Annotated in this window: 19 protein-coding genes; 13 read left to right on the top strand and 6 right to left on the bottom strand. The window is 69.4% G+C overall.

The window, feature by feature from the left end; genetic code table 11:
- Nucleotides 1–265 precede the first annotated feature (265 nt).
- Nucleotides 266–1,141, top strand: a complete 876-nt coding sequence (locus tag OHT52_RS04170) for a phosphotransferase family protein (RefSeq protein WP_328723608.1) — start codon at nt 266–268, stop codon at nt 1,139–1,141.
- Nucleotides 1,142–1,259: 118 nt separating this feature from the next.
- On the opposite strand, the gene OHT52_RS04165 is transcribed toward OHT52_RS04170, so the two are convergent.
- The 5 genes from OHT52_RS04165 to xylA form a co-directional block, all read right to left on the bottom strand.
- Nucleotides 1,260–2,639, bottom strand: coding sequence for a GH1 family beta-glucosidase (locus OHT52_RS04165; protein WP_328718760.1), 1,380 nt, complete (start codon nt 2,637–2,639; stop codon nt 1,260–1,262).
- Between the two features lie 9 nt (nt 2,640–2,648).
- Nucleotides 2,649–3,512, bottom strand: coding sequence for a carbohydrate ABC transporter permease (locus OHT52_RS04160; RefSeq protein WP_328718759.1), 864 nt, complete (start codon nt 3,510–3,512; stop codon nt 2,649–2,651).
- Nucleotides 3,513–3,517: 5 nt separating this feature from the next.
- Complete coding sequence (locus tag OHT52_RS04155) at nt 3,518–4,474, bottom strand: carbohydrate ABC transporter permease (protein WP_328718758.1); 957 nt, start codon at nt 4,472–4,474, stop codon at nt 3,518–3,520.
- Nucleotides 4,475–4,485: 11 nt separating this feature from the next.
- A complete protein-coding gene (locus OHT52_RS04150) occupies nt 4,486–5,748 on the bottom strand; it encodes an ABC transporter substrate-binding protein (protein ID WP_328718757.1) in 1,263 nt (420 codons plus the stop codon).
- 148 nt (nt 5,749–5,896) lie between these two features.
- The gene (gene xylA, locus OHT52_RS04145) at nt 5,897–7,066 is read right to left on the bottom strand and encodes a xylose isomerase (RefSeq protein WP_328718756.1); all 1,170 of its coding nucleotides are present in this window, start codon (nt 7,064–7,066) and stop codon (nt 5,897–5,899) included.
- Between the two features lie 256 nt (nt 7,067–7,322).
- Between xylA and xylB the strand changes: the two genes are divergently transcribed.
- The 12 genes from xylB (at nt 7,323) to OHT52_RS04085 (ending at nt 25,347) form a co-directional block, all read left to right on the top strand.
- The gene (gene xylB, locus OHT52_RS04140; RefSeq protein WP_328718755.1) at nt 7,323–8,825 is read left to right on the top strand and encodes a xylulokinase; all 1,503 of its coding nucleotides are present in this window, start codon (nt 7,323–7,325) and stop codon (nt 8,823–8,825) included.
- 142 nt (nt 8,826–8,967) lie between these two features.
- Nucleotides 8,968–11,223: an alpha-xylosidase gene (gene yicI, locus OHT52_RS04135; RefSeq protein ID WP_328718754.1), complete on the top strand. Its 2,256-nt coding sequence runs from the start codon at nt 8,968–8,970 to the stop codon at nt 11,221–11,223.
- Nucleotides 11,224–11,457: 234 nt separating this feature from the next.
- Nucleotides 11,458–12,093, top strand: a complete 636-nt coding sequence (locus OHT52_RS04130; protein ID WP_328718753.1) for a histidine phosphatase family protein — start codon at nt 11,458–11,460, stop codon at nt 12,091–12,093.
- A 1,046-nt stretch (nt 12,094–13,139) separates the two neighbouring features.
- On the top strand, nt 13,140–14,585 hold the full coding sequence (gene ngcE / locus OHT52_RS04125) for an N-acetylglucosamine/diacetylchitobiose ABC transporter substrate-binding protein (RefSeq protein WP_328718752.1): 1,446 nt from the start codon (nt 13,140–13,142) through the stop codon (nt 14,583–14,585).
- Between the two features lie 49 nt (nt 14,586–14,634).
- A complete protein-coding gene (locus tag OHT52_RS04120; protein WP_328718751.1) occupies nt 14,635–15,558 on the top strand; it encodes a carbohydrate ABC transporter permease in 924 nt (307 codons plus the stop codon).
- Nucleotides 15,558–16,487, top strand: coding sequence for a carbohydrate ABC transporter permease (locus OHT52_RS04115; protein WP_328718749.1), 930 nt, complete (start codon nt 15,558–15,560; stop codon nt 16,485–16,487). Before OHT52_RS04120 ends, OHT52_RS04115 begins: the two co-directional genes overlap by 1 nt.
- A 215-nt stretch (nt 16,488–16,702) precedes the next feature.
- Complete coding sequence (locus OHT52_RS04110; protein WP_328718748.1) at nt 16,703–17,902, top strand: ROK family transcriptional regulator; 1,200 nt, start codon at nt 16,703–16,705, stop codon at nt 17,900–17,902.
- A gap of 121 nt (nt 17,903–18,023) precedes the next feature.
- Nucleotides 18,024–19,148: a sugar ABC transporter substrate-binding protein gene (locus tag OHT52_RS04105; protein WP_328718747.1), complete on the top strand. Its 1,125-nt coding sequence runs from the start codon at nt 18,024–18,026 to the stop codon at nt 19,146–19,148.
- A 262-nt stretch (nt 19,149–19,410) separates the two neighbouring features.
- Complete coding sequence (locus tag OHT52_RS04100) at nt 19,411–20,199, top strand: ATP-binding cassette domain-containing protein (protein WP_328718746.1); 789 nt, start codon at nt 19,411–19,413, stop codon at nt 20,197–20,199.
- Complete coding sequence (locus tag OHT52_RS04095; protein WP_328718745.1) at nt 20,196–21,488, top strand: sugar ABC transporter permease; 1,293 nt, start codon at nt 20,196–20,198, stop codon at nt 21,486–21,488. The genes OHT52_RS04100 and OHT52_RS04095 overlap by 4 nt, the downstream gene beginning before the upstream one ends.
- Nucleotides 21,489–21,755: 267 nt before the next feature.
- Nucleotides 21,756–23,669, top strand: a complete 1,914-nt coding sequence (gene dxs, locus OHT52_RS04090; RefSeq protein ID WP_328718744.1) for a 1-deoxy-D-xylulose-5-phosphate synthase — start codon at nt 21,756–21,758, stop codon at nt 23,667–23,669.
- Between the two features lie 172 nt (nt 23,670–23,841).
- Nucleotides 23,842–25,347 (top strand): amino acid permease, encoded by a 1,506-nt coding sequence (locus OHT52_RS04085; RefSeq protein ID WP_328718743.1) that lies wholly within the window; start codon nt 23,842–23,844, stop codon nt 25,345–25,347.
- A gap of 77 nt (nt 25,348–25,424) precedes the next feature.
- Here OHT52_RS04085 and OHT52_RS04080 read toward each other — a convergent pair whose 3' ends face one another.
- The gene (locus OHT52_RS04080; protein WP_328718742.1) at nt 25,425–26,522 is read right to left on the bottom strand and encodes an LCP family protein; all 1,098 of its coding nucleotides are present in this window, start codon (nt 26,520–26,522) and stop codon (nt 25,425–25,427) included.
- Between the last annotated feature and the right edge of the window lie 173 nt (nt 26,523–26,695).

Raw genomic sequence — 26,695 nt, 5'->3', positions numbered from 1 at the left:
AAGCCGACGAAGGGGCCGCACCACCCCGGACGAGAGTCCGGTGGGGGTGCGGCCCTTTTGGCGTCGTCGTCGATCTCCCGTAGGGTGCGCGCCGGTTGCCGCGCCTGTCGACGCGGCGGAGAGAGGCGGTCGGAACGTGGAACCCGGGGCAGTGGCGCGGGAGCGGTCGATACGGGAGCGGCTGGCGGGCGCGGCGCGGGCCGCACTGGGCGGAGGGCGGAGGCTGGAGGCGGTCGAGCGGGTCACGGGCGGCAGCAAGAAGGGCGTGTACCGCCTGGTGATGGACGACGCGACGACGGCGGTCGCCTACCTGTGGGACGAGGCGGAGAACTACTGGCCCGCCGCCGAGGGCGACGACGACCTCACCGACCCGTTCTCGCCCGGCCTCGGGATCGATCTGTTCCAGGCCGCGCACGCGCGTCTGGACGCCCTCGGGGTCCGCGTACCGGCACTCCGCCTCCTCGACCGCGACGGCGCCCGCGGCGACGGCGGCCTCGCGATCGTGGAGGACCTCCGGGGAGAGAGCCTGGAAGAGCTGCTGGCGCGCGACCGGCACGCGGCCGCTCCGGTCATGGCCCGGCTCGCGGAGTCCCTGGAGGCGATGCGGGGCCACCGGGCACCGGCGTACGGCAAGGTGGCCGTGGTCGACGGCGGAGGAACGTCGCGCGGTTCCTCGTGCGAGGAGGTCGTCCTCGGCCGGGCGCTGCGCGACCTCGCCGAGGCCGCCTCGCGTGACCCAAGGATCGCCGACACCCGCGACCGGCTGGAGGAGCGGCTGCTCGGCCTGGCGGCGGCGGTGCGGCCGCGCGCACAGCACGCGGTCGTCCACGGCGAACTGGGCCCCGACCACGTGCGGGTGGACGCGGACGGCAACCCCGTGCTGATCGACATCGAGGGGGTGATGTACTTCGACGTCGAGTGGGAGCACGTGTTCCTGCGCATCCGCCTGCACGAGGCCTACAAGCCGCTGGAGGCGGACGGGCTGGACGAGGACCGGCTCGCGCTGTACCTGCTCGCGCAGCGGCTCTCGCTGACCGCGGGCCCGCTGCGCCTGCTCGACGGGGACTTCCCCGACCGGGCCTTCATGGCCGGCATCGCCGAGTACAACCTGAAGCGGGCGCTGGAGCTGGTCCGTCCCTGAACTCCCGCCGCAGCGCGGCCCGGGGCACGCGGAAGCGGGGCCGTAAGGCGTGTTCACCAACACGCCGTACGGCCCCGCACCCGAGGGCTCCGGGGGTCAGGACCCGGAGCCGTGCCGGTTACTTCCGGTGCGCCTTGATCAGCTCCTGGTACCAGCGGTAGCTGTCCTTCGGGGTGCGCTCCTGGGTGTCGTAGTCGACCCGGATGATCCCGAACCGCTTCGCGTAGCCGAGGGCCCACTCGAAGTTGTCCAGCAGCGACCAGACGTAGTAGCCCTGGACGTCCACCCCGGCGTCCATGGCGGCCTTCAGGGCCGTCAGGTGGTCGCGCAGGTACTCGACGCGGTCCGTGTCGTGCACGGCGCCGTCCTCGTCGACGGTGTCGTACTCGGCCGAGCCGTTCTCCGTGATGTGGACGGGCGGCAGGGCCTCGCCGTAGGTCTTCTTCAGATCCGTCAGCAGATCGGTGAAGGTCTCCGGCACGACCGGCCAGCCCATCGCGGTGCGGCGGACGTCCGGGTACTCCGTCTCGCGGAGCCGGTTGTCGGTCGCCACCCGCAGCGCCGGGTCGGCCTCGCGGTACGGGGCGTCCGCGACGACGATCGGGCGGTAGTAGTTGATGCCCAGGAAGTCGAGCGGCTGGGAGATCAGCTCCAGGTCGCCGTCGAGGCGGAAGTCCTGGTCGGTGATGAGCTCGCCCCAGGTCTCCTCGTCGCTCGCCGGGTAGCGGCCGGCGAGGATCGGCTCGGTCCACACCAGGTTGTGCTGGGTGTCCGCGCGGAGCACCGCACCCCGGTCCGCGTCGGTGTCGGTGGCCGGGAGGTTGCGGTCCAGGTTGAGGGTGATGCCCGCCTCGCGGACGCCCGCGGCGCGCAGCTCCTTCATGGCCAGGCCGTGGCCGACCAGCAGGTGGTGGGCGGCGGCCAGCGCGCCGGTGCCCTCCTTGGCGCCCGGGGCGTGCCGGCCCACCGAGTAACCGAGGAAGGCGCTGCACCAGGGCTCGTTCAGGGTGATCCAGCGCGGCACCCGGTCGGCCAGGTGCTCGGCCATGATCGCGGTGAACTCGCCGAATCGTTCGGCCGTCTCGCGCACGCGCCAGCCGCCCTTGTCCTCCAGGGCCTGCGGAAGGTCCCAGTGGTAAAGGGTGGCGGCGGGCTCGATGCCCGCTTCGAGCAGGTTGTCGACCAGACGCGAGTAGAAGTCCAGGCCCTTGGCGTTGGCCGGGCCGCTGCCGGTCGGCTGGATGCGCGGCCAGGCTATGGAGAAGCGGTACGAGTCCACGCCCAGGTCGCGCAGGAGCGCCACGTCCTCGGGGTAGCGGTGGTAGTGGTCGCAGGCCACGTCACCCGTGTCGCCGCCGTCCGTACGTCCCGGCGTGTGGCTGTAGGTGTCCCAGATGGAGGGGCCGCGGCCGTCCTCGGCCACCGCGCCTTCGATCTGGTACGACGCGGTGGCCGCACCGAAGACGAAACCCGGAGGGAAGACAGGGAACTCACTCATGAAAAGCCCTTACTTGACCGAGCCGCCGGTAATCCCGGCGGCGATGTACTTCTGGGACAGGACGAGCAGCACGGCAGCCGGGATCGCCGACAGAACCGCTGCGGACATGACCGAGCCCCAGTCTCCGACGTGCGCACCGATGTACTGGTAGATGCCGAGGGTGATCGGCTTCACGTCGTCCGTGGTGTTCAGTGTGAGGGCAAACATGAAATCGCTCCAGGCGTACAGGAACGAGAACAGCCCCGCCGTGATCAGGGAGTTGCGGCTCATCGGCAGAACGACCTGGACAAAGGTACGGAACTTGCCCGCGCCGTCGACCTCCGCCGCCTCGATGACCTCGCGCGGGATCGCCACCATGAACGAGCGCATCAGCACGATCGCGAACGGGATGCCCAGCGAGGCGTCCGCCAGCATCAGACCCGCGTACGAGTTGACCAGCCCCAGGTCCACGTAGGCGCTGTACAGGGCGTTGGCGATGACGATGCCGGGAACCATCTGCGTGATCAGGGTGCCGAACACGACGGTCTTCGTGCCGCGCAGCTTGAACTGGGCGAGCCCGTAGGCGGCCGGAGCGGAGAACGCGAGGCAGATGACCACGGCGCCGAGCGCGACGCCGAGCGAGGTCAGCAGGTGCCCGCCCTGCTCCTTGAACGCGTCGCTGAAGCCCGAGAAGTCCAGGCTGTGCGGGACGGGGGAGACCTCCAGCAGACCCGACTCCGGCTGGAGGGCCGTGTTGACCATCCAGTAGAGCGGGAAGAGCATCACGCAGAGGATGACGATCCCGATGATCATCGCGCCCCAGTGGCGCTTCGGCTTGTTCTCGGCCGGCCCGCCCGCGGTACGGGCCGAAACGGCGGGAGTGGTGGTCGCCATGCCGTTCACTTCCCCTCGTTGCGGTTGGCCCGCAGGTAGAACACCGCGAAGACCGCGGAGATCAGGATCAGGATGTTGCCGACCACCGCGCCCGCGCCGAAGTCCAGCTGGGCGAAGGAGTTCTGGTACGTCAGGGTGCCGAGCGTCTGGGTGGAGTCGGCGGGACCGCCGTCCGTCAGGGCCAGGACCAGGTCCAGGATCTTGACGGTCGACATGAAGCCCAGCACCAGCACCACGGTGATGACCGGCTTCAGCAGCGGCAGGGTGATCGAGCGGAACTGGCGCCAGGCGGAAGCGCCGTCCAGCGAGGCCGCCTCGTACATCTCCTTCGGGACCTCCTGGAGGCCGCCGTACAGGATCACCATGTTGAACGGGATGCCGATCCAGATGTTCACCATGACGACGGAGATCAGCGCCATGCCGGTGCTGCTCAGCCAGGGGGTGTCACCTGCGCCGAACAGGCCCAGGAAGGAGTTGAGCACCCCGGTGTCCTGGTCGAGGATGCGGCGCCAGACGACACCGGAGACGACCATCGGGACCAGCCAGGGCAGCAGGATCAGCGACCGCAGCACCCCGTTGAGGGGGAAGCGGCGGTTGAAGAACACCGCGAGGGCGAGGCCGATGCAGAACTGCCCGATCAGCGAGCCGATCGTGAAGAGGATGGTCTGCCACAGGGCCTTGCCGAACAGGTCGTCCTGGAAGACGTTCTTCCAGTTGTCGAACCCGTTGAAGGGCGCCTCACCCGTGAAGAAGGTGGACGGCGTGTAGTGCTGGAAGCTCATCACGACGTTGCGGACGAGCGGGTAGCCGAAGAACAGCAGCATGAAGATCACGGCGGGGGCGATGAACCCCCACTGGGCCAGCGTGCGGCGGCGCTTGAGCGAGCCGGGCTTCGGCGCCTTCGCCACGGGGGCCGCGGCGGGTGCGGAGGCCGCGGGTGCGGAGGCAGCGGTGGATGACATGTTCAGATACCTCAGTTCCCGCTCTCGACACGCTGCTGGGCGTGATGGAGGGCCGACTCACTGGACTGCCCGGTGAGGGCCGACTGGAAGGCGCTCTGCAGCGCGAGCGACACGGAGGTCCAGCCGGAGCCGAGCTTCGCGGTGCGCGAGCGGGCGGTGGCCACCTGATCGGCGAGCGAGCTGAGCGACGGCACCTTGGTGCGCCACACCGCGGCGGCCTTCTCGTTGGCCGGGATCATCCAGCTGTTCAGCGCGTAGGTGACCTCCTCCTGCTCGCTGGTCATGCAGTTGACGATCTTCGCGGAGGTCTTCTCCCGCGCGGTGTCCCCGACGTCCGGGATGGTCAGCATGCCGCCGCCCAGCGGACCCACCGAGTCGTCGCCGGCCTTCGGGACCGGGATCTGCGCGATGCCCCAGTGCAGGTTCTTCTTCGTGTTGAGCGTCTCGACCTGCCACGGTCCGTTGATCATCATGGCCGCGTTGCCCGCCATGAACTGGTCGTTGACGTCGGCCTGGGTCCAGTTGACCGTGGACTTGGAGAGGGAGCCGTCCTTCAGGAGGGACTTCCAGTAGTCCAGGGCCCCGACCACCTCGGGCGAGTCGAGGTCGGTCTCGTCGCCGCCGTTGGACCACATGAACGGCGTGAACTGGTAGACACCGTCCTCCGCGCCGCCCGCGCTGAGCGCGACGCCGTAGCTCCCCTTCTTGGTGAGCTTCTTGGCGGTCGCCTGCATCTCGGCCCAGGTGGTGGGCACCGGCAGGCCGGCCTTGTCGAGGATGTCCTTGTTGTAGAAGAGCGCGAGGGTGTTCACCGTGCGCGCCGCTCCGTAGTACGTGCCCTTGTACGAGCCGTAGTCGAGGATGCCCTGGGGGATGTCCGCGGTGGAGACGCCCAGCTTCTTCAGGTCCAGCAGACCGCCGGTCTCGGCGAAGGTCGGCATCTCGGAGCCGTCGAACTGGATGATGTCGGGCAGCGACTTCGAGGAAGCCATGCGCAGCGACTTCGTCATGACCTGCGCGGCCGGGACGGACTGCTGCTCGATGGTGACGCCCAGCTGCTTGCTGCAGCGCTTCAGGGTCGCGGCGTCCCAGCCGTGGTACGAGTCGTCCGTCGAGGAGTTCAGGACGGTGAACACGCTCGCGTCCCGCTGGGAACCGCAGCCCGAGAGGGCGACGGCGCCGACGAGCGCGGAGACAACGGTGAGCGGGACGATGACCCGCCGGTCGAGACGGCGGCGCCGCTGGCGCGATCCGTCCGTTATGTGTGCTGTCACGGGGGTGCCCTTGCGTGGGAGTGGGCCGGACTCCCGGAGACGACTGTGTCCCGGGGAGTTTGGGTGCTCCGGGTACGGGTCCGGCTGGTTCCGTACCCGGCGGGGGGCGCCCCGCGCGACCGCGCGCGAGGCATCCCGTCCGTCGGGGTCAGCGGACGCCGAGGAGGTGGTCCAGGGCGAGCTGGTCGAGGGCTTCGAAGGCCATGGAGCGCTGGGCGGCGGCGTCGACGTCGAAGTCCTCGTAGGCGGAGGTGTCGGCGAGGAGGCCCTTGAGCCCGTCGGCGGCGGTCGGGGTGGCGAGCTCGTCGAGGCGGGAGGCGGTGAGGGCCTCCTGGACGGCGGGGTCGTTGCGGAAGGCGGCGGCGCGCTCCTTGAGGATGAGGTAGTTGCGCATGCAGTTCTTCGCGGATTCCCAGACACCGTCGAAGCCGTCGGTGCGCACCGGCTTGAAGTCGAAGTGGCGGGGTCCGGTGTAGTCGGAGTTCTCCAGGAGGTCGACGAGCCAGAAGGCCTGGCGCAGGTCGCCGGCGCCGAAGCGGAAGTCCTGGTCGTACTTGATGCCGGACTGGCCGTTGAGGTCGATGTGGTAGAGCTTGCCGGCCCACAGGGCCTGGGCGATGCCGTGGGGGAAGTTGAGTCCGGCCATCTGCTCGTGGCCGACCTCGGGGTTCACGCCGTAGAGCTCGGGGCGTTCCAGGCGCTCGATGAAGGCGAGGGCGTGGCCGACGGTGGGCAGGAGGATGTCGCCGCGGGGCTCGTTGGGCTTGGGCTCGATCGCGAAGCGGATGTCGTAGCCCTGGTCGGTGACGTACTCGCCGAGGAGGTCGAAGGCCTCCTTCATGCGGTCGAGGGCGTCGCGGACGTCCTTGGCGCCGCCGGACTCGGCGCCCTCGCGGCCGCCCCAGGCGACGTAGGTCTCGGCGCCGAGCTCGGCGGCGAGGTCGATGTTGCGGATGACCTTGCGCAGCGCGTAGCGGCGGACGTCGCGGTCGTTGGAGGTGAAGCCGCCGTCCTTGAACACGGGGTGCGTGAACAGGTTGGTGGTGGCCATCGGGACCTTCAGGCCGGTGCGCTCCAGCGCGTCCTTGAACCGGCCGATCACCGCGGCGCGCTCGCTGTCGGAGGACCCGAAGGGGATCAGGTCGTCGTCGTGGAAGGTCACACCGTGCGCGCCGAGCTCCGCGAGCCGCTCGACGGACTCGACCGGGTCCAGCGCCGGGCGGGTCGGCTCACCGAAGGGGTCGTTGCCCCGCCAGCCCACGGTCCAGAGACCGAAGGTGAACTTGTCAGCGGAAGTGGGAGTGAAGCGGTCCGACATGTCTGCCTCTTGATCGACGGGCCCGGACGGCTGCTCTGCCGACCGACCAATTTGTTCAGTGCCAGTACTAATACTCCAATTCCTGACGTCGCACCAGACCTCATCTGTGACACAACGGTCACTCCTGGACAACTTTCCCGTCATATGTATGACGACATCGTCCTCAGTGACCCGATTCACGGGCGATCCACAGCAATCGAGCTGTATTTGTTTTGTGTACGATCAAAAGAGACTCCCCGCAGGAACGAGGTACGCCATGCCGTTCGGAGACGCCCGGGAAGGGGCGGATCAGCGGCCCGCCGCAGTCATCGGGGTGGACAGTTCCACCCAGTCGACCAAGGCCGCCGTCATCGATGTGCCGACCGGCCGCGTGCTGGCGGTCGGCCGCGCCCCGCACGCCGTGACCGGCCGGGACGGCGCCCGCGAGAGTGACCCCGAGCAGTGGTGGCAGGCCCTGCGTGCCGCCGTCGCCGAGGCCCTCGACGCGGCAGGTCTCGACCCCGCCGCGATCGCGGGCATCGCCGTCGCCGGGCAGCAGCACGGCCTGGTCGTCCTGGACGCCGACGGCCGGCCGCTGCGCCCCGCGCTGCTCTGGAACGACACCCGCTCCGCCCCCCAGGCCACCGCCCTCACCGCCGCGCTCGGCGGCCCCGAGGCGTGGCTGGAGCGGACCGGGTCGGTACCCGTCGCCTCCATGACCGCCACCAAATGGCAGTGGCTGCGGGAGAACGAACCCGACACCGTCGCCGCCGCGGCGGCCATCCGCCTCCCGCACGATTACCTCACCGAACGGCTCTCCGGCGCCGCCGTGACCGACCCGGGCGACGCCTCCGGCACGCTCTGGTACTCCCACACCGCGCACGGTTACGACCCCGGGCTGCTCGCGCTCACCGGCGTACGCCCCGACATGCTCTCCACCGTCGCCCCCACCGGAGCGGCCCTGGCCGGACACCTCACCGAGCGGGCCGCCCGCGACCTCGGCCTCCCCGCCGGGATCGCGGTGGCCGCCGGGACCGGCGACAACATGGCCGCCGCCGTCGGCCTGGGCCTCGGCGCGGAGGGCCTGCTCGACCACCCGGTCGTCAGCCTCGGCACCTCCGGCACCGTCTTCGCCGCCACCCGCACCCGGCCGTCCTCCCCGCTGCTCGCCGGCTTCGCCGCCGCGGACGGCACCCACCTGCCGCTCGGCTGCACCCTGAACTGCACCCTCGCCGTGGACAAGGTGGCCGCCCTGCTGGGCCTGGACCGCGAGGACGCCGAACCCGGCGGTGAGGCCGTCCTGCTGCCGTTCCTCGACGGCGAGCGCACCCCCGACCTGCCGCACGCCGCCGGGCTGCTCACCGGCCTGCGGCACGACACCACCCCGCAGCAACTGCTGGGCGCGGCCTACGAGGGAGCCGTCGTGGCGATCCTGCGGGCGCTTGACGAACTGCCCCTGGACGCCCCGGACGCCCCCCTGCGCCTGATCGGCGGCGGTGCGCGCGGCACCCGGTGGGTCGAGACCGTGCGCCGGCTCTCCGGCCGGCCCGTGATCGTCCCCGAGTCCACCGAACTGGTCGCGCTGGGCGCCGCGGCGCTCGCCGCGGCCGCGGCCACCGGCGGCGATCCGGTGGCCCTGGCCGCCGGCTGGGGCACCGGCGCGGACCGCCGACTGGCCGCCGTGCCGCGTGACACGGCCACCTGGGACCGGATCGTCCAGGTCCTGGACCGGGCCACCCCCGCGCTCCTGGACCCCGCCCCCTGGAATCCGCCCGTGTGAGCCCCTGACCTCCGGAAGGCCCGGCCCCCGGAGCACGTACCCCTGCACGTGTCCGGCCTCCGAACTCCCGTACCAGAGCCGCGCGTTCCCGAACCCGCGGACCCGATCCTCCGAACGACTGCAGAACGGCTAAGGACCCCCCATGAAGTTCACCGACGGCTTCTGGCAGATGCGGGACGGTGTGGCCGCCTCGTACGCCACCGAAGTCCGCGATCTGCGCCTGGACACCGACCGGCTCACGGCCTACGCCGCCGTCAAGCAGGTCACGCGCCGGGGCGACACGCTCAACGCCCCGCTCATCACGGTCGAGGCGCACTCTCCCGCCGAGGGCGTCATCGGCGTGCGCGTCACGCACCTCGCCGGAAAGCGCAACCCCGGCCCCGAGTTCGGCCTGCCCGGCGCCACCGGCGACGCGACCGCCACCACCCGCCGTGAGAACGGCACCGCCGAGCTCACCAGCGGCCCGCTCACCCTGCGGCTCTCCGACTCGGGCGCCTTCGGCCTGGACTTCCTGGACGGCGAGGGCCGTCTGCTGACGGCCGCGGGCCGCAAGGGAACGGCCTTCGCCACCGTGCCGGACGGCGGTCACCACATGGCCGCCCAACTCGCCCTCGGCGTCGGCGAGACCATCCACGGGCTCGGCGAGCGCTTCACCCCGTACGTGAAGAACGGCCAGGTCGTCGACATCTGGCAGGCGGACGGCGGCACCAGCAGCGAGCAGGCGTACAAGAACATCCCGTTCTACCTCTCCTCGCGCGGCTACGGCGTCTTCGTCAACCACCCCGGCAAGGTCTCCTTCGAGGTCGGCTCCGAGGCCGTGGGCCAGGTGCAGTTCAGCGTCGAGGACCAGACGCTGGAGTACTTCGTCATCGCCGGCCCGACGCCCAAGGACGTCCTGGCCCGCTACACCGCCCTCACCGGCCGCCCCGCGCTGCCGCCGGCCTGGTCCTTCGGCCTCTGGCTGACGACCTCCTTCACCACCTCGTACGACGAGAAGACCGTCACCTCGTTCGTGGAGGGCATGGCGGACCGGGGCATCCCGCTCTCCGTCTTCCACTTCGACTGCTTCTGGATGCGCGAGTACCAGTGGTCGGACTTCGAATGGGACCCGGAGGTGTTCCCGGACCCGGTGGGCATGCTCGCCCGTCTCAAGGCGCGCGGCCTGCGGATCTGCCTGTGGATCAACCCGTACATCGCGCAGAAGAGCGCCCTGTACACGGAAGGGGCCGAGAAGGGCTACTTCGTCCGCACCTGCGACGGCGACATCTGGCAGTGGGACAAGTGGCAGGCCGGCATGGCGCTGGTCGACTTCACCAACCCCGAGGCGACCGCCTGGTTCCAGGCCAAGCTCAAGGTCCTGCTCGACCAGGGCGTCGACGGCTTCAAGACGGACTTCGGCGAGCGTATCCCCACGGACGTCGTCTGGCACGACGGCTCCGACCCCGAGCGGATGCACAACTACTACACGCACCTCTACAACAAGGCCGTCTTCGAACTCCTGGAGGAGGAGCGCGGCCAGGGCGAGGCCGTCCTCTTCGCCCGCTCGGCGACCGCCGGCGGCCAGCAGTTCCCCGTCCACTGGGGTGGCGACTGCTGGTCCTCCTTCGGGGCGATGGCCGAGTCGCTGCGCGGCGGGCTCTCCCTCAGCCTGTCCGGCTTCGGGTTCTGGAGCCACGACATCGGCGGCTTCGAAGGCACCCCCGACCCGGCCGTCTTCAAGCGCTGGCTCGCCTTCGGGCTGCTCTCCTCGCACAGCCGGCTGCACGGCTCCTCGTCCTACCGCGTGCCGTGGGAGTTCGGCGACGAGGCGGTGGACGTGGCCCGGCAGTTCACCGAGCTCAAGCACCGCCTCATGCCGTACCTGTACGGAGCCGCCGTGGAGGCCCACCGCACCGGCGTCCCGGTGATGCGTCCGATGCTGCTGGAGTTCCCGGACGACCCGGCGACCCGCACGGTGGACCGCCAGTACCTGCTCGGCGGGGACGTGCTGGTGGCCCCGGTCTTCACCGAGGACGGGCAGGTCGAGTACTACGTGCCCGAGGGCACCTGGACCCACCTGCTCTCCGGCGAGACGGTCACTGGACCGGCCTGGCGCCAGGAGACCCACGGCTTCGACAGCCTCCCGCTCCTGGTCCGCCCCGGCGCGGTCCTGCCGCTCGGCGCGGACGTCTCGCGTCCGGACGGCGACTGGCTGGAAGGACTGGAACTGCGCGTGTTCGCACCCGCCGGCACCGGTGACTTCACCCGCTCGGTCACCGTTCCCGACCTCACCGGGGCCCCCGCGGCCACCTTCCGGGTGGCGCGCGAGGGGGACACGATCCACGTGACCTCCGACACAGCCCGCCCGTACACCGTCGAGGTCGTGGGCGAGGACGGACTGCGGGTGGTCCGCGGCTGATTCGTATACGGCCCCCGCACGACCACCCGCCCCGGTCACGGGCGAGCACCCGGCTCGCGCGTCACCGGGGCGGGTGCGCGTAGGGGCCGGGCGCGTCCGTGCCCGTGCGCGGGCGGGCACCGACGGGCCGGTGTGCGGGCGGGCGCGTCGTGGGCGGCCCGGTCCCGGCGGAATGCGATCGTGGTCCGGCGGGTTTGCACGATCGCAGCGACACGCACGAAGAACGGACGCACCATGGGCGAGTTGATTCTGATCCGGCACGGCGAGACCGAATGGTCCCGCAACGGACGGCACACCAGCTACACCGATCTGCCGCTCACCGAGTTCGGCGAGACCCAGGCCCGCGCGCTCGCCCCGCTGCTGGCGGACCGCCAGGTCGGGCTCAGCCTGGTCAGCCCCTCGGTCCGGGCCCGCCGCACCGCCGAACTGGCCGGACTCACCTCGCCCCGTATCATCCCGGAGCTGCGCGAATGGGACTACGGCGGCTACGAGGGCATCACCACCATCGACATCCACCGCACCCGGCCCCTGTGGAACCTCTGGACCGACGGGGTCGAGGCCGGTCCCACCGCGCACCCGGGCGAGAGCCCGGCCGAGATCGGCGAACGGGCCGACAAGGTGCTCGCCGGGGTGCGCGCGACGGCCGAGGGCCTCGCGAGCGACGAGGACGTCGTGCTCGTCGCCCACTCCCACTTCCTGCGCGTGCTCACCGCCCGCTATCTGGACCTTCCCCCCGCGGGCGGAAGCCTCTTCCAACTGGCCACCGGGGCGATCTCCCGCCTGGGCACCGAGCACGGGCAGCCCGTGATCACGGCGTGGAACCTGGCCCTGCCCGAGAGCCTCGTCCGCGAGGTCCGCCGGGAACGCTGAGAGGTGCGGATTCCGGTCGCGTGAGCTCCGGCGGCCGGGCCCGACCCGTCCTGGCGCGGGCTCCGGGGTGCGGGACGGGCGGGCCAGGGGCGCGGCCGAGTGGGGCGGAGCGAGGGCGTCCGGCGGGCACGAGCCGCGGGACAGCCCTCACGGCGGCCGGGACGGCCGCATCCGAGGTACGGCCGGCACCGGAGACACGGTGCCGGCCGTACCTCGTCTTCCGGCGGCGATCCGGCCGATCCGGCGTTCCGGTGGTCCCAGCCCGGCCTGACCGGACGCGATCCGACCCGACGTCCGACCCGGCCCGGCCCAGCCGGGTGCGACCGGACCCGACCGCATTCGACCGGCTCGGACCTCACCGGGCCCCACCGGACCGTCCCGTTCCCTTTCGTCGCCTTCCGTTCGGGAATTGAACACGGTTACGTGGATCGTGCGGGCATTCGGTACGGGCTCGACCGATTCGCCCGGATCGTATTTCCCTCACCCGGCGGTCCGTGCGCGGGGCTCCCGGCCAGGATCGGCGTTCGCCGCCATTTGTTGTGACCCGGGCGTGAGGGGATTCCACCCGATTCGGCCTCCCCGGGGGCCCGCGCGAGGCACGCGTGACGGTCAAGTGCTCCCGCGTTTCGCGGCGGTTACGGGAGAGGTGACGGGCGAATCGTCGAAATCCGGGAAATGCTGCCGTCGGTCGCAGGGCGCACGGTGCCGACGTATCAGCGAGGTCTCAACTCGGGAAAGACTCCCGGGCAAACCTGCATTCGATCTTGCTCCTCCGGCAGCAAGTGGACTATACCTGTCGGCGTCTGCACAGCCGTTTCACACGGTTGCGCACTCGCCAGGGGTACGGGGGAGCGGTACGAGGCATGCCATGGGCTGTTTCGCTGTACGTTCTCCCGGCACGCCAGGCCGAGTCAGGCACATTGGTACGTCTCTCTGCACGACCCAAGCGCAACCGACCGCGCGGTGGCGGGACCCTTCGCCTGAGGCGAGATCTCGACGGGTGACCGGTACACCGCCTGAGTCCTGATGAAGGTGAGGACTTGAGCATGGGATCGACCTCCGCCCACAACAATGAGGGTCTCGGCCGTCGCGATCTGATCAAGCGGTCCGCCGCTCTCGGCGTGATCACCGTTCCCACGATGAGCTTCCTGGCGTCCTGCGCCAGTGGCGACAGCGGCTCCGACGAGAAGGTCGAGAAGGGCACCAAGTCGGCGGAGAACCCGCTGGCCGTCAACGAGAGCGCGCCCCTCGAACTGGTCATCTTCGACGGCGGGTTCGGCACGAAGTACGCCGAGGACGCCAAGGCCGTCTACGCGAAGACGTACCCCAAGGCCAAGGTCACGTTCTCCAAGACGCAGAAGATCCAGTCGGTCCTGCAGCCGCGCTTCAACGGCGGTACCCCGCCGGACCTGATCGACAACTCCGGTGCCCAGCAGATGGACATGGGCGTCCTGGTCGGCAAGAAGCAGCTCGCGGACCTGACTCCGCTGCTCGACGCGCCGTCCATCGACGACCCGAACAAGACGGTGCGCGACACCCTGCGCCCGGGCATCGTCGAGATGGGCCAGTTCGACGGCGACCCGGTCTGGATCATGTACTACGCCTACACGGTGTACGGCGTCTGGTACTCGCAGACCGCGCTGGACAAGCTCGACGCGACGTACCCGGAGAACTGGGACGACATGCTCGCGCTCTGTGCGAAGGCCAAGAAGAAGGGCATCGCCGGCTGGACCTACGCCGGCAAGTACCCCTACTACCTGCCGTTCTCGCTCTACCCCTTCATCGCCAAGATCGGTGGTGTCGAGGTGCTCGACGCGATCGACAACCTGGAGCCGAAGGCGTGGGAACACCCCGCCGTCAAGGCTGCGTTCGAGGCGTACTACGAGCTCTTCAAGAAGGGCTACGTCCTGGAGGGGACCCCGGGCCTCGACCACCGCGGTTCGCAGGGCGCGTGGGCCAACGGCAAGGCGCTGTTCATCCCCAACGGCTCCTGGGTGGAGAACGAGGAAGCCTCCATCATCCCCAAGGACTTCAAGCTGTCCGTGGGTGCCCCCTCCAGCCTCGACGCCTCGGACAAGATGCCCTTCGGCACCATCTGGGCGTCCGGCGGCGAGCCCTTCATCGTCCCGGCCAACGCGAAGAACGCCGAAGGCGGCATGGAGCAGCTGCGCATCATGCTCAGCGAGGCCTCCTCGAAGTCCTTCACGAGCAGCACCAAGTCCCTGTCCGCCTACAACGGCGGCACCGACGGCATCGAGCTGTCGGACGGCCTCAAGTCCGGTGTCGCCGCACTGGAGAAGGCCGGGACCAACGTCGTCAACCCGCGTCTGCAGGACTGGTACGTGAAGCTCCAGAAGGAGCAGATCGGCGTCTCCGGTCTCGGCGAGATGATGGCCGGCCGGGCGACCCCCGCCGAGGCGATCAAGAAGATCCAGGGCTACGCGGACGCGGCGGCCAAGGACGGGTCCATCAAGCACTTCAAGCACCAGTGATCCACGCGTCACCAGCGGCGGCACAGCAGGAAGGTCGGAGTCGGTAACGATGCAGCACGGTAAATACCGGTTCATAGTCGGGTTCTTGATCGCCCCGATGGCGTTGTACGTCATCTTCGTCGTCTGGCCCTTCATCCAGTCCATCTATTACTCGTTCACGGACTGGACGGGGCTGAGCCCCGACTTCGAGATGGTCGGCTTCGACAACTACACCAAGATGTTCAAGGACGACATCTTCTGGAAATCGCTGGAGCACAGTGTGCTGCTGGCGGTCCTGCTGCCGCTGGTGACGCTGGGGCTCGCGCTCTTCTTCGCGTTCATGCTCAATGTGGGCGGACGGCGCCGTAAGGACGCGGTCATCTCGGGCGTCCGCGGATCGGGCTTTTACAAGATCGCCTACTTCTTCCCGCAGGTCCTCTCCATCGCGATCGTGGCGATCCTGTTCCAGTTCGCCTTCGACCCGGCCCAGGGCATGATCAACGGGTCGCTGAAGGCATTCGGATTCGACCACGACCTGCCGAACTGGCTCGGTGACCCGAAGCTCGCGCTCTGGTGCATCATGGCGGTCCTCGTCTGGTGCACGACCGGGTTCTTCGTGGTGCTCTTCTCGGCGGGCATGGCGTCCATCCCGAAGGACTTCTACGAGGCGGCCCTGCTGGACGGGGCGACCAGGTTCACCACCTTCTTCCGGATCACCCTCCCGCTGCTCTGGGACACCGTGCAGTCCGGGTGGGTCTACATGGGCATCCTCGCGCTGGGCGCCGAGGGCTTCGCCGTGGTGAACATCATGAGCGTCGGCCCGGGCGGGCCGGACTACTCGACCACCGTTCTGCCGCTGTACGTCTACCAAGCGGCGTTCCGGGACGGACAGGCGGGCTATGCGACCACGATCGGCGTCGCCCTGCTCCTCGTGACCCTGGCGTTCGCCGCCGTGGTCATGAAGCTGGGCCGGCGCGAGCGGCTGGAGTACTGATGAAGACCACTGACACCCCGCCCGCCCTCCGCGAGGAGGGCGGCGTACCCGGACAGCGGGTGGCCAAGACCGACGGCGGCGGCACGCCCGAGGCGAAGCGCGGTGAGGGGCACGTCCTCAACGTGTTCTCGCACGGCGTGCTCGTCATCTGGGCGGTCCTGGTGATCCTGCCTCTGTTCTGGGCCGTGATGTCCGCCTTCAAGTCGGACAAGGCCATCTTCAACTCCCCGTGGGCGCTGCCCGACTCGCTGAGCTTCGACGCCTGGGGACGTGCCTGGAACCAGGCGCACATGAGCGAGTACTTCCTCAACACCGTCCTGGTGGTCGGGGGTTCACTCGTCGGCACGCTGGTGCTGGGGTCGATGGCCGCGTACGTACTGGCCCGGTTCGACTTCCCCGGCAACCGTTTCATTTACTTCTTGTTCGTGGGAGGCATGAGCTTCCCGGTCATGCTGGCCCTGGTCCCGCTGTTCTACGTCATGGACAACATGGGGCTGCTGAACACGATCCACGGCCTGATCCTCGTGTACATCGCGTACTCGCTGCCGTTCACCGTGTTCTTCCTGACCTCGTTCTTCCGCACGCTGCCGACCTCGGTGGCGGAGGCCGCGCTGATCGACGGGGCCTCGCACACCCGGACCTTCTTCCAGGTGATGCTGCCGATGGCCAAGCCGGGGCTGATCAGCGTCGGGATCTTCAACTTCCTCGGGCAGTGGAACCAGTACATGCTGCCCACGGTGCTGAACACCGACCCGGACAAGCGGGTGCTGGCGCAGGGCCTGGTGGAGCTCTCCACCAGCCAGGGTTACAAGGGGGACTACTCCGGGCTCTTCGCCGGACTCGTCATCGCCATGCTCCCCGTCCTCGCCGCGTACATCGTCTTCCAGCGTCAGGTAGTGGCCGGTCTGACCGCCGGAGCGCTGAAGTAGCACCCCCGCTTCACCGCGGCTTCACCACGGAACCGCCCGACCGCCTCCGGCCGTTGGGCGGTTTCGTCCGTGTTCCGCCGAATTCCACCGACCTCATGTGGGGAGGTACCGCGCTCATACGGGGCTCCGAGCGTTCAAGGTCTTGACGGGGCACACCCGGGAACGGTCAGCTATTGGTTCACATGTTAGAGAAAACGGCAGGAGTGAGTGAGTCGATGGAGACTCCGGGGTCGCAGACATCTCTGCATCGGGCCAATCTTGAGCGGGTCGTACGCGCCGTGCGCATGGCGGGGTCGCTCACCCAGGCGGAAATCGCCAGGAGTACCGGCCTCTCCGCGGCCACCGTCTCCAACATCGTGCGCGAGCTGAAGGACGGCGGCACCGTCGAGGTGACCCCCACCTCGGCGGGGGGCCGCAGGGCCCGGAGCGTCTCGCTCAGCGGCGACGCGGGCGTCGTCATCGGGGTGGACTTCGGCCATACGCACCTACGCGTGGCGATCGGCAACCTGGCCCACCAGGTCCTCGCCGAGGAGTCCGAGCCCCTGGACGTGGACGCCTCGTCCGCGGACGGGTTCGGGCGGGCGGAGGCGCTGGTCAACCGCCTGATCCGGACCACCGGGATCGGCCCGGACAAGGTCATAGGCGTGGGGCTCGGGGTGCCCGGCCCGATCGACGTGGAGTCGGGCACGCTCGGCTCCACGTCGATCCTGCCGGGGTGGACGGGCATCAACCCCAGCGCGGAGCTCGCCGCCCGCCTCGGAGTGCCCGTCTACGTCGACAACGACGCCAACCTCGGGGCCCTGGGGGAGCTGGTCTGGGGGAGCGGACGCGGTGTCCGGGACCTCGCGTACATCAAGGTCGCCAGCGGGGTGGGGGCGGGCCTGGTGATCAACGGGGCGATCTACCGGGGTCCCGGGGGGACCGCCGGCGAGATCGGCCACATCACCCTCGACGAGGCGGGCCCCGTCTGCCGCTGCGGGAACCGCGGGTGCCTGGAGACCTTCACCGCCGCCCGGTACGTCCTGCCGCTCCTGAGGCCCAGCCACGGGCCGGACCTGACCATGGACCGGGTCGTCCAGCTGGCCCGCGAGGGCGACCCGGGGTGCCGCCGGGTGATCGCCGACGTGGGCCGGCACATCGGCAGCGGCGTGGCGAACCTGTGCAACCTCCTCAACCCCAGCCGGGTCGTGCTCGGCGGATCGCTCGCGGAGGCCGGGGAGTTGGTCCTCGGGCCCATCCGCGACTCGGTGGCGCGCTACTCCATTCCGAGCGCCGCGCGACAGCTCTCGGTGCTCCCCGGGGCGCTCGGAGGGCGCGCCGAGGTGCTCGGCGCACTGGCTCTGGTGCTGAGCGAAATGGGCGATTCGACCCTGTTGGAGAACACGCTCTCGCCCGCCAGCCCTGCCTTCACTTAGATAACGAATGGCACCGTTGTCATCTCGTTAAGTATTTACTCCTTGACGCCGCCTCTGCGGCCGAGTTGACTTCCGTCCACCTCGGCCGCAACGTCGCGGCCTCGTCAGGGAGGTTCGAGTTATGAACACGCGTATGCGCCATGCCGCTGTTGCTGTCGCCGCCACCGCCATGGCGGTCTCGCTTGCCGCTTGTGGGAGCGCCAAGGAGTCCGGCGACAAGGCCGACAGCTCTTCGTCGTCGTCGGCCAAGAAGGGCGACGACCTCAAGATAGGTCTGCTCCTTCCGGAGAACGCCACCGCTCGGTACGAGAAGTTCGACAAGCCGATCATCGAGAAGAAGATCGGCGAGCTCACGGGCGGCAAGGCGGAGGTCGTCTACAGCAACGCCAAGCAGGACGCCACGCTGCAGGCGCAGCAGGTCGAGACCATGATCACCAACAAGGTCGACGCCCTCATCATCGACGCGGTGGACTCCAAGTCGATCGCCAACAGCGTGCAGAAGGCCAAGGACGCGGGCATCCCCGTCGTCGCCTTCGACCGCCTCGCCGAAGGCCCCATCGACGCCTACACCTCCTTCGACAACGAAGAGGTCGGCCGGGTCCAGGGCAAGGCCCTCCTCGAGGCGCTGGGTGACAACGCCTCCAAGGGCAAGATCGTGATGATGAACGGCGCGATCACCGACCCGAACGCCGCACTCTTCAAGAAGGGCGCCAAGTCCGTCCTGGACGGCAAGGTGACCGTCGGCAAGGAGTACGACACCAAGGAGTGGAAGCCGGAGAACGCCAACGCCAACATGGAGGCGGCGATCACGGCTCTCGGCAAGGACAAGATCGTCGGCGTCTACTCCGCCAACGACGGCATGGCCGGCGGTATCATCACCGCCCTCAAGGCCTCCGGCCTGAAGACCCTCCCGCCGGTCACCGGTCAGGACGCCGAGCTCGCGGGCGTGCAGCGCATCGTCTCCGGTGAGCAGTTCATGAGCGTCTACAAGCCGTACTCCCCGGAGGGTGAGGCCGCCGCCACCATGGCCGTCTCGCTGGCCAAGGGCGAGAAGATCGCCGCCTCGGTCGCCACCTCGACCGTGGACAGCGCCACCACCAAGGGTGTCCCGACCTACCTCGTCCCGGTCGTCTCGCTGACCAAGGACAACATCAAGGACACGGTCATCGAGGACGGCGTCTACACCGTCGCCGAGATCTGCGCCGGCCAGTACGCCTCCGCCTGCGCCACCCTCGGCCTCAAGTAGTCCGACCCGCCGGACCCCGCCCCCGCCCCGTGCGGCCGGCGGGGCTCCGGCCGGGTCCGGCCCCGCCCCGGGCGGATCGGCCGGTCCCCGTGGGCCCGCCGCGCAGCGGCCCGCCCACCAGAAGCCTGTCCGGCGTCCCGCCCTTCACCAGCCCCGCTAGCGGGCGGGGCGCCGGACGGAAACGCTTCCTCGCTTTCCCTTCTGCTCAACCACCGCGCCTCCCCCCAGGCGCGGCATCCCCGCCGGTCAGGCGGCGAAGGAGATGGTTCACGTGTCCGCTACGCCCGTGTTGGCGTTGCGAGGGATCTCGAAGCGATTCGGTGCCGTCCAGGTACTCACCGAAGTCGAGCTCGAGGTCCACGCCGGTGAAGTGGTCGCCCTGGTGGGCGACAACGGCGCCGGAAAATCAACGCTGGTCAAGACCATTGCCGGTGTCCACCCCATCGATGACGGTGTCATCGAGTGGGAGGGCAAGCCGGTCCACATCAACCGCCCCCAGGACTCCCAGGGGCTGGGCATCGCGACGGTCTACCAGGACCTCGCCCTCTGCGACAACCTCGATGTCGTGGGCAACCTCTACCTCGGCCGGGAGCTGCGCCGCTTCGGCGTCCTCGACGAGGTCGAGATGGAGCGCCGCTCCCGCGAGCTGCTCTCCACGCTCTCCATCCGCATCCCCAGCGTCCGTATCCCGATCGCCTCCCTCTCCGGCGGTCAGCGCCAGACGGTGGCCATCGCGCGTTCGATGCTCGGTGACCCGAAGCTGGTCATCCTCGACGAGCCGACGGCCGCCCTCGGCGTCGAGCAGACCGCCCAGGTCCTCGACCTGGTCGAGAGGCTGCGCGAGCGCGGTCTCGCGGTCATCCTCATCAGCCACAACATGGCCGACGTCAAGGCGGTGGCCGACAAGGTCGCCGTGCTGCGCCTGGGCCACAACAACGGCGTCTTCGACGTGAAGACCACCTCGCACGAAGAGATCATCTCTGCCATCACGGGCGCCACGGACAACGCCGTGACCCGTCGTGCGGCGCGCACCGCGGAGGTTTCGAAGTGACCACGGACAAGACCTCCACCGCCACGGCGGAATCGCCGGTCGTCAACCCGGAGGCCGCCGACGGCGCCGCCACCGTGGTCGACCCCCGGCTGCTCGTCCGCGAGCAGGGACTGAGCGGCTACTTCAGCGAGTTCAAGCGCAAGATCAGCGCCGGTGACCTGGGATCGCTCCCGGTCATCATCGGTCTGGTGATCATCTGCGTCGTCTTCCAGAGCATGAACTCCGAGTTCCTCTCCGCGAAGAACATCACCGACATCTCCGTCACGATGGTCGCCACCGGCATGATGGCCGTCGGCATCATCTTCGTCCTGCTGCTCGGTGAGATCGACCTCTCGGTCGGTTCGGTCAGCGGTGTGTCGGGCGCCCTCGTCGCGGTGCTCACCATCACGCACGGCATGAACGAATGGCTCGCCATCCTCATCGCCATCGTCAGCGGTGCGGTGATCGGCGCGATCCACGGCTTCTTCTTCGCCAAGATCGGCGCCCCGGCGTTCGCCGTCACCCTGGCCGGCCTGCTGTTCTGGCTCGGCTTCATGCTGAACCTGCTCGGTGACACGGGCACCATCAACCTGGACAGCAAGGGCGTCGTCGGCCAGATGACGACGTACTACTTCACCGACGTCGCCGCGGCCTACGGCCTCGCGGTCGTCGGTGTGGCGGCCTTCTTCCTGTCGGCCTTCTTCGACAGCCGCCGGCGTGCGGCCGCCGGGGTCCCGTCCCGCCCGCTCGCCGACATCGTCCTGCGCACGGTCGTCCTGGCGGTCTTCGCCTTCGCCGCCGCGTTCATGTTCAACCAGGACCGCGGTCTGCCCCTGGCGTTCGTGCTCTTCATCGTCGCCCTGGTCATCACGGACTTCGTCCTGCGCCGTACGGCCTACGGCCGGAAGATCTTCGCCCTCGGCGGCAGCGTCGAGGCCTCCCGCCGCGCCGGTATCAACGTCACCGCGATCCGCGTCTCGGTGTTCGCCATCGCCGGTACGTTCGGCGCCATCGGCGGCCTGTTCTGGGCCTCCAAGATCGCGTCCGCCAACCAGAGCGCCGGTACCGGCGACCTGCTGATGAACGTCATCGCGGCGGCCGTCATCGGTGGCACCAGCCTCTTCGGTGGCCGGGGCCGCACCTGGAACGCCCTCCTCGGCGTGATGGTGATCGTCTCCATCCAGTACGGTCTGAACCTCGAAGGCATCGCCACCCCGGTCCAGTACATGATCACGGGTGCCGTCCTCCTGGCGACGGTCTGCATCGACTCCGTCACCCGGAAGACCCAGAAGACGGCGGGCCGCGCCTGAACCACGGCTCCGCGCGGGTGCCCGGCGTCCCTCAGGGGGTGCCGGGCACCCGCGCGTCCGTCTTCAGGCCGTTCCCATCCTGTTCGATGAGGATGGCGGGGGCTTCCTGGGTAGGAGCACGCAGCGCGAGGTTCTGGCGGGTGCGTGCCGGCCCGTAGTACCCCGGGCGTGAGAAGGAACGCACCGCCCGATGCTCCGGCCCCGAACCGGAACATTAGACTCGTCCAAATCGGCACGCTCGACCAGCTCATACGCAAGGAGGCACGGGTGGACCTGCTGACCCGCATCGAGGGACCGCGCGACCTGGACCGGCTCAGCCTCGACCAGCTGGAACAGCTCGCCGGGGAGATCCGTACGTTCCTGGTCGACGCCGTGTCCAAGACCGGTGGGCACCTGGGCCCCAACCTGGGCGTGGTCGAGCTGACCATCGCCCTGCACCGGGTCTTCGAGTCGCCCCGCGACAAGGTCCTCTTCGACACCGGCCACCAGAGCTACGTGCACAAGCTCCTCACGGGCCGCCAGGACTTCTCCCGGCTCAAGAGCAAGGGCGGCCTGTCGGGCTACCCCTCGCGCGCCGAGTCCGCGCACGACGTCATCGAGAACTCGCACGCCTCCACGGTCCTCGGCTGGGCCGACGGCCTCGCCAAGGCGAACGAGGTCCTGCACAAGGACGACCACGTCGTCGCCGTCATCGGTGACGGCGCCCTCACCGGCGGCATGGCCTGGGAGGCGCTGAACAACATCGCCGCCGCCAAGGACCGCCCGCTCGTCATCGTCGTCAACGACAACGAGCGCTCCTACGCGCCCACCATCGGCGGCCTCGCCAACCACCTCGCCACGCTGCGCACCACGGACGGCTACGAGCGCTTCCTCGCCCGCGGCAAGGACCTCCTGGAGCGCACCCCCGTCGTCGGCCGGCCGCTCTACGAGACGCTGCACGGCGCGAAGAAGGGCCTCAAGGACTTCATCGCCCCGCAGGGCATGTTCGAGGACCTCGGCCTGAAGTACGTGGGTCCCATCGACGGCCACGACATCGAGGCCCTGGAATCCGCCCTGCTGCGCGCCAAGCGCTTCGGCGGACCGGTCATCGTCCACTGCATCACCGAGAAGGGCCGCGGCTACACCCCCGCCCTCCAGGACGAGGCCGACCGCTTCCACGCCGTGGGCAAGATCCACCCCGACACCGGCCTGCCCATCGCCACCTCCGGCCTCGACTGGACCTCCGTCTTCGGTGAGGAGATGGTCAAGCTCGGCCGGGAGCGCGAGGACATCGTCGCGATCACCGCCGCCATGCTCCAGCCGGTCGGCCTCGGGAAGTTCGAGGAGGCCTTCCCCGAGCGCATCTACGACGTCGGCATCGCCGAGCAGCACGGCGCGGTCTCCGCCGCCGGCCTCGCCACCGGCGGCCTGCACCCCGTCTTCGCGGTGTACGCCACCTTCCTCAACCGCGCCTTCGACCAGGTCCTGATGGACGTCGCCCTGCACAAGTGCGGCGTCACCTTCGTCCTGGACCGGGCCGGCATCACGGGCACCGACGGCGCTTCGCACAACGGCATGTGGGACATGTCGATCCTCCAGTGCGTGCCAGGCCTGCGGATCGCCGCCCCGCGCGACGCCGACCAGGTACGCGCCCAGCTGCGCGAGGCCGTCGACGTCGACGACGCGCCCACCGTGGTCCGCTTCTCCAAGGGCGCGGTCGGCCCGGCCGTCAAGGCGGTCGGCACCGTCGGCGGCATGGACCTGCTGCGGGTCCCCGACACCGACCGGCCGGACGTGCTGCTGGTCTCCGTCGGCGCGCTCGCGCCCATGTGCCTGGAGATCGCCGATCTGCTCGACGCCCAGGGCATCACCACCACCGTGGTCGACCCCCGCTGGGTCAAGCCGGTCGACGAGGCCATGGCCCCGCTCGCGGACCGGCACCGGGTCGTCGTCACCGTCGAGGACAACAGCCGCGTCGGCGGTGTCGGCTCCGCGGTCGCCCAGGCGCTCCGCGACGCCGGTGTCGACCTGCCGCTGCGCGACTTCGGCATCCCGCCGGTCTTCCTCGACCACGCCTCCCGCAACGAGGTCATGGCCGAGATCGGCCTCACCGCCCCGGACATCGCCCGCCAGGTCACCGGGCTCGTCGCCAAGCTCGACGGCCGCTACGAGACCCGCGACGCGGAGCCCGCCCGCGACTGACCCCACGGCGCCGGACACGACCGGCGTACCCGCGTACCGCCGAATGGGCCGGTGCCACCTCCCTGTACGGGTGGTGGCACCGGCCCGTTCGCGCGACATGCCCCGCAAGGCGCCCCGCACTCCCAGGGCCTCCCCATGATGGCGCCCACGACGAGTGCGTGGAGGTACACGGGTGAGCGTGGAACAGGGGACACCCCCCGGCCGGGACGGACTGCTCCGGACGAAGACGATCGAGCAGTCCCTGCGTGACACCGAGGAGCCCGAGCACGCGCTCAAGAAGTCGCTCTCCGCCCTCGACCTCACGGTCTTCGGCGTCGGAGTCGTCATCGGCACCGGCATCTTCGTCCTCACCGGCAAGGTCGCCAAGGAGACCGCCGGCCCCGCGACCGCCATCGCCTTCGCGGTCGCCGGTGTGGTCTGCGCGCTGGCCGCCCTCTGCTACGCCGAGTTCGCCTCCACGGTCCCCGTCGCGGGTTCGGCGTACACCTTCTCCTACGCCTCGCTCGGCGAGCTGGTGGCGTGGATCATCGGCTGGGACCTGGTGCTGGAGTTCGCGCTGGGCACGGCGGTGGTGGCCGTCGGCTGGTCCGGGTACGTACGCTCCCTGATGGACAACGCGGGCTGGTCCCTGCCCGACGCCCTCGCGGGGACCGACGTGGCGTCCGGGTTCGGGTTCGACCTCCTGGCCTTCCTCCTCGTGCTGGTCCTCACCGCGGTCCTCGTCCTCGGAATGAAGCTCTCCGCACGGGTCACCACCGTGGTCGTCGCGATCAAGGTGGCCGTCGTCCTGGTCGTCATCGTCGCCGGGCTGTTCTTCATCGACACCGGGAACTACTCGCCCTTCGTCCCGGAGGCCGAGCCGCAGCCGTCCGGCACCGGGCTCGACTCCCCGCTGGTCCAGGCGCTGTTCGGCTACGCGCCCACCAACTTCGGCGTGATGGGCATCTTCACCGCCGCCTCCATCGTCTTCTTCGCCTTCATCGGCTTCGACGTGGTCGCCACCGCGGCGGAGGAGACCCGGCATCCGCAGCGGGACATGCCCCGGGGCATCCTCGGGTCGCTCCTGATCTGCACGGTGCTCTACGTCGCCGTGTCCATCGTGGTCACCGGCATGCAGCACTACACCGAACTCTCCGTCAGCGCCCCGCTGGCGGACGCCTTCAAGGCGGTCGGCCACCCCTTCTACGCGGGCGTCATCAGCTTCGGTGCCGCCGTCGGGCTCACCGTCGTCTGCATGATCCTGCTGCTCGGCCAGTCCCGGGTCTTCTTCGCCATGAGCCGCGACGGGCTGCTGCCCCGGTTCTTCTCGGTGACCCACCCGAAGTACGGCACCCCGTACCGTCCGACGATCCTGCTCGGCGTGATCATCGCGATCGTCGCCGGTTTCACCAGCATCGACGAGCTGGCGACCCTGGTGAACATCGGGACCCTCTTCGCCTTCGTGGTGGTCGCCCTCGGCGTGATCGTTCTCCGCCGCACCCGCCCCGACCTGCCGCGCGCCTTCCGTACCCCCTGGGTGCCCGTGCTCCCGGTCCTCTCGGTGGCCGCCTCGGTCTGGCTGATGCTCAACCTGCCGGTGGAGACCTGGCTCCGGTTCGCGATCTGGATGGCGCTGGGCGTCGTCATCTACTTCGCGTACGGGCGCAAGCACAGCCGGCTGACCACCGGCCGGAAGTGAAGCGCCCCGCACGGAGGAGGGGCGTACGGGTCCCGACCCGTACGCCCCTCCTCCGTGTCCGTTGAAGTGACAGCCCGTCAGCCGCCGGTCGCCGGGGACTTCTTGGCCGACTCCGGGATGGTGGCGTCCGTGCGGACCGCCTTCCACAGGTCGTCGGACTGCGGGTGCGCGGCCACCACCCGGTTCGGGTCCGCCTTGTCGTACTCGACCGGCAGCATGATCGTCTCCATGGTCGACGGGTCGACGCCGTTCATCGAACGGGCGAACTCCGCGAGGGACGTCAGCGAGGCGAGGCTGGAGTCGGTGGTGAGCGACTCGGTGGCAGCGCTGGCGATCTTGTACGACTTGGTGGGGCTGCCCAGCAGGTCCTGCTTCTTGACCTCCTTCAGCAGCGCGAACATGAACTGCTGCTGGAGGCCGATCCGGCCGAGGTCGCTGCCGTCCCCGATACCGTGACGGGTCCGGACGAAGGCGAGGGACTCGGTGCCGTTGAGCTTGTGCGTACCGGCGGAGAGGTCCAGGCCCGACGAACTGTCCTTGATGGGCTCGTCGACCTCGACGGTGACGCCGCCTATGGCGTCGACGAGACCCTTGAAGCCGGCGAAGTTGATCTCCAGGTAGTGGTCGATCCGCACACCGGACATCTTCTCGACGGTCTTCACGACGCAGGCCGGACCCACCTGCGAGTAGACCGAGTTGAACATGACGCGGTCGGCGGAGGCCATCGTGGAGCCGTCGCTCTTGACGCACTCGGGCCTGGTCACCAAGGTGTCGCGGGGTATGGAGACGGCGACGGCCTCGGTGCGGCCCTCGGGTATGTGCACCACCATCGCCGTGTCGGACCGCGCGCCGCTCACGCTGCCGCCGCCACCGAGCTCCTTGTTCTCCGCCCCGGCCCGCGAGTCCGAGCCGAGGACGAGGAGGTTCTGCCCGGACGTCGGCAGCTTCTCCGGCCGCTCCTTCTCGTCCAGCTTGGAGTCGATGTCGACGGCCGTGATGTTGTTGTCGAGGTCGCGGTACATCCAGTAGGCCGTGCCGCCTGCCGCGATCAGCAGGACGAGGACGATGCCGAGCGTGATCTTGAGGCCCCTGCGGCGCTTGCGCGGGGCCTTCTTCTTGCGGGACCCGGCCCGCGGTGCGGGTCCCTGGTCCTGGGGAACGGAGTCGTGGCTCATCCTGCTCGAGTTCCTTGATCTCGTGGCCGCCGAGGACCGGGGTGGGAGCGAGGACTCGGGTGGGGCCGGTCCGCGTAGGTGCACCGTGAGGAGGGGGCGTGCACCGGACAGAGAGCGTGCACTATAGACATATTTTCGAATGTGGGGAAAGTCTTCGCATGATCTTCGAATCT

The organism is Streptomyces sp. NBC_00247, assembly GCF_036188265.1.
In the GTDB taxonomy this organism is placed as follows: Bacteria; Actinomycetota; Actinomycetes; order Streptomycetales; family Streptomycetaceae; genus Streptomyces.
The sequence above is the reverse complement of the archived record's forward strand: the minus strand, read 5'-3'. Positions and strand labels throughout refer to the sequence as shown.

What these genes read in the sequence shown, in the direction of transcription:
- OHT52_RS04160 (WP_328718759.1), bottom strand. Translation starts at nt 3,512, where the DNA reads ATGGCGACCACCACTCCCGCCGTTTCGGCCCGTACCGCGGGCGGGCCG.
- OHT52_RS04130 (WP_328718753.1), top strand. Translation starts at nt 11,458, where the DNA reads ATGGGCGAGTTGATTCTGATCCGGCACGGCGAGACCGAATGGTCCCGC.
- OHT52_RS04105 (WP_328718747.1), top strand. Translation starts at nt 18,024, where the DNA reads ATGAACACGCGTATGCGCCATGCCGCTGTTGCTGTCGCCGCCACCGCC.
- OHT52_RS04080 (WP_328718742.1), bottom strand. Translation starts at nt 26,522, where the DNA reads ATGAGCCACGACTCCGTTCCCCAGGACCAGGGACCCGCACCGCGGGCC.
- ngcE (WP_328718752.1), top strand. Translation starts at nt 13,140, where the DNA reads ATGGGATCGACCTCCGCCCACAACAATGAGGGTCTCGGCCGTCGCGAT.
- OHT52_RS04165 (WP_328718760.1), bottom strand. Translation starts at nt 2,639, where the DNA reads ATGAGTGAGTTCCCTGTCTTCCCTCCGGGTTTCGTCTTCGGTGCGGCC.
- OHT52_RS04115 (WP_328718749.1), top strand. Translation starts at nt 15,558, where the DNA reads ATGAAGACCACTGACACCCCGCCCGCCCTCCGCGAGGAGGGCGGCGTA.
- OHT52_RS04155 (WP_328718758.1), bottom strand. Translation starts at nt 4,474, where the DNA reads ATGTCATCCACCGCTGCCTCCGCACCCGCGGCCTCCGCACCCGCCGCG.
- xylB (WP_328718755.1), top strand. Translation starts at nt 7,323, where the DNA reads ATGCCGTTCGGAGACGCCCGGGAAGGGGCGGATCAGCGGCCCGCCGCA.
- xylA (WP_328718756.1), bottom strand. Translation starts at nt 7,066, where the DNA reads ATGTCGGACCGCTTCACTCCCACTTCCGCTGACAAGTTCACCTTCGGT.
- OHT52_RS04110 (WP_328718748.1), top strand. Translation starts at nt 16,703, where the DNA reads ATGGAGACTCCGGGGTCGCAGACATCTCTGCATCGGGCCAATCTTGAG.
- yicI (WP_328718754.1), top strand. Translation starts at nt 8,968, where the DNA reads ATGAAGTTCACCGACGGCTTCTGGCAGATGCGGGACGGTGTGGCCGCC.
- OHT52_RS04120 (WP_328718751.1), top strand. Translation starts at nt 14,635, where the DNA reads ATGCAGCACGGTAAATACCGGTTCATAGTCGGGTTCTTGATCGCCCCG.
- OHT52_RS04100 (WP_328718746.1), top strand. Translation starts at nt 19,411, where the DNA reads ATGGTTCACGTGTCCGCTACGCCCGTGTTGGCGTTGCGAGGGATCTCG.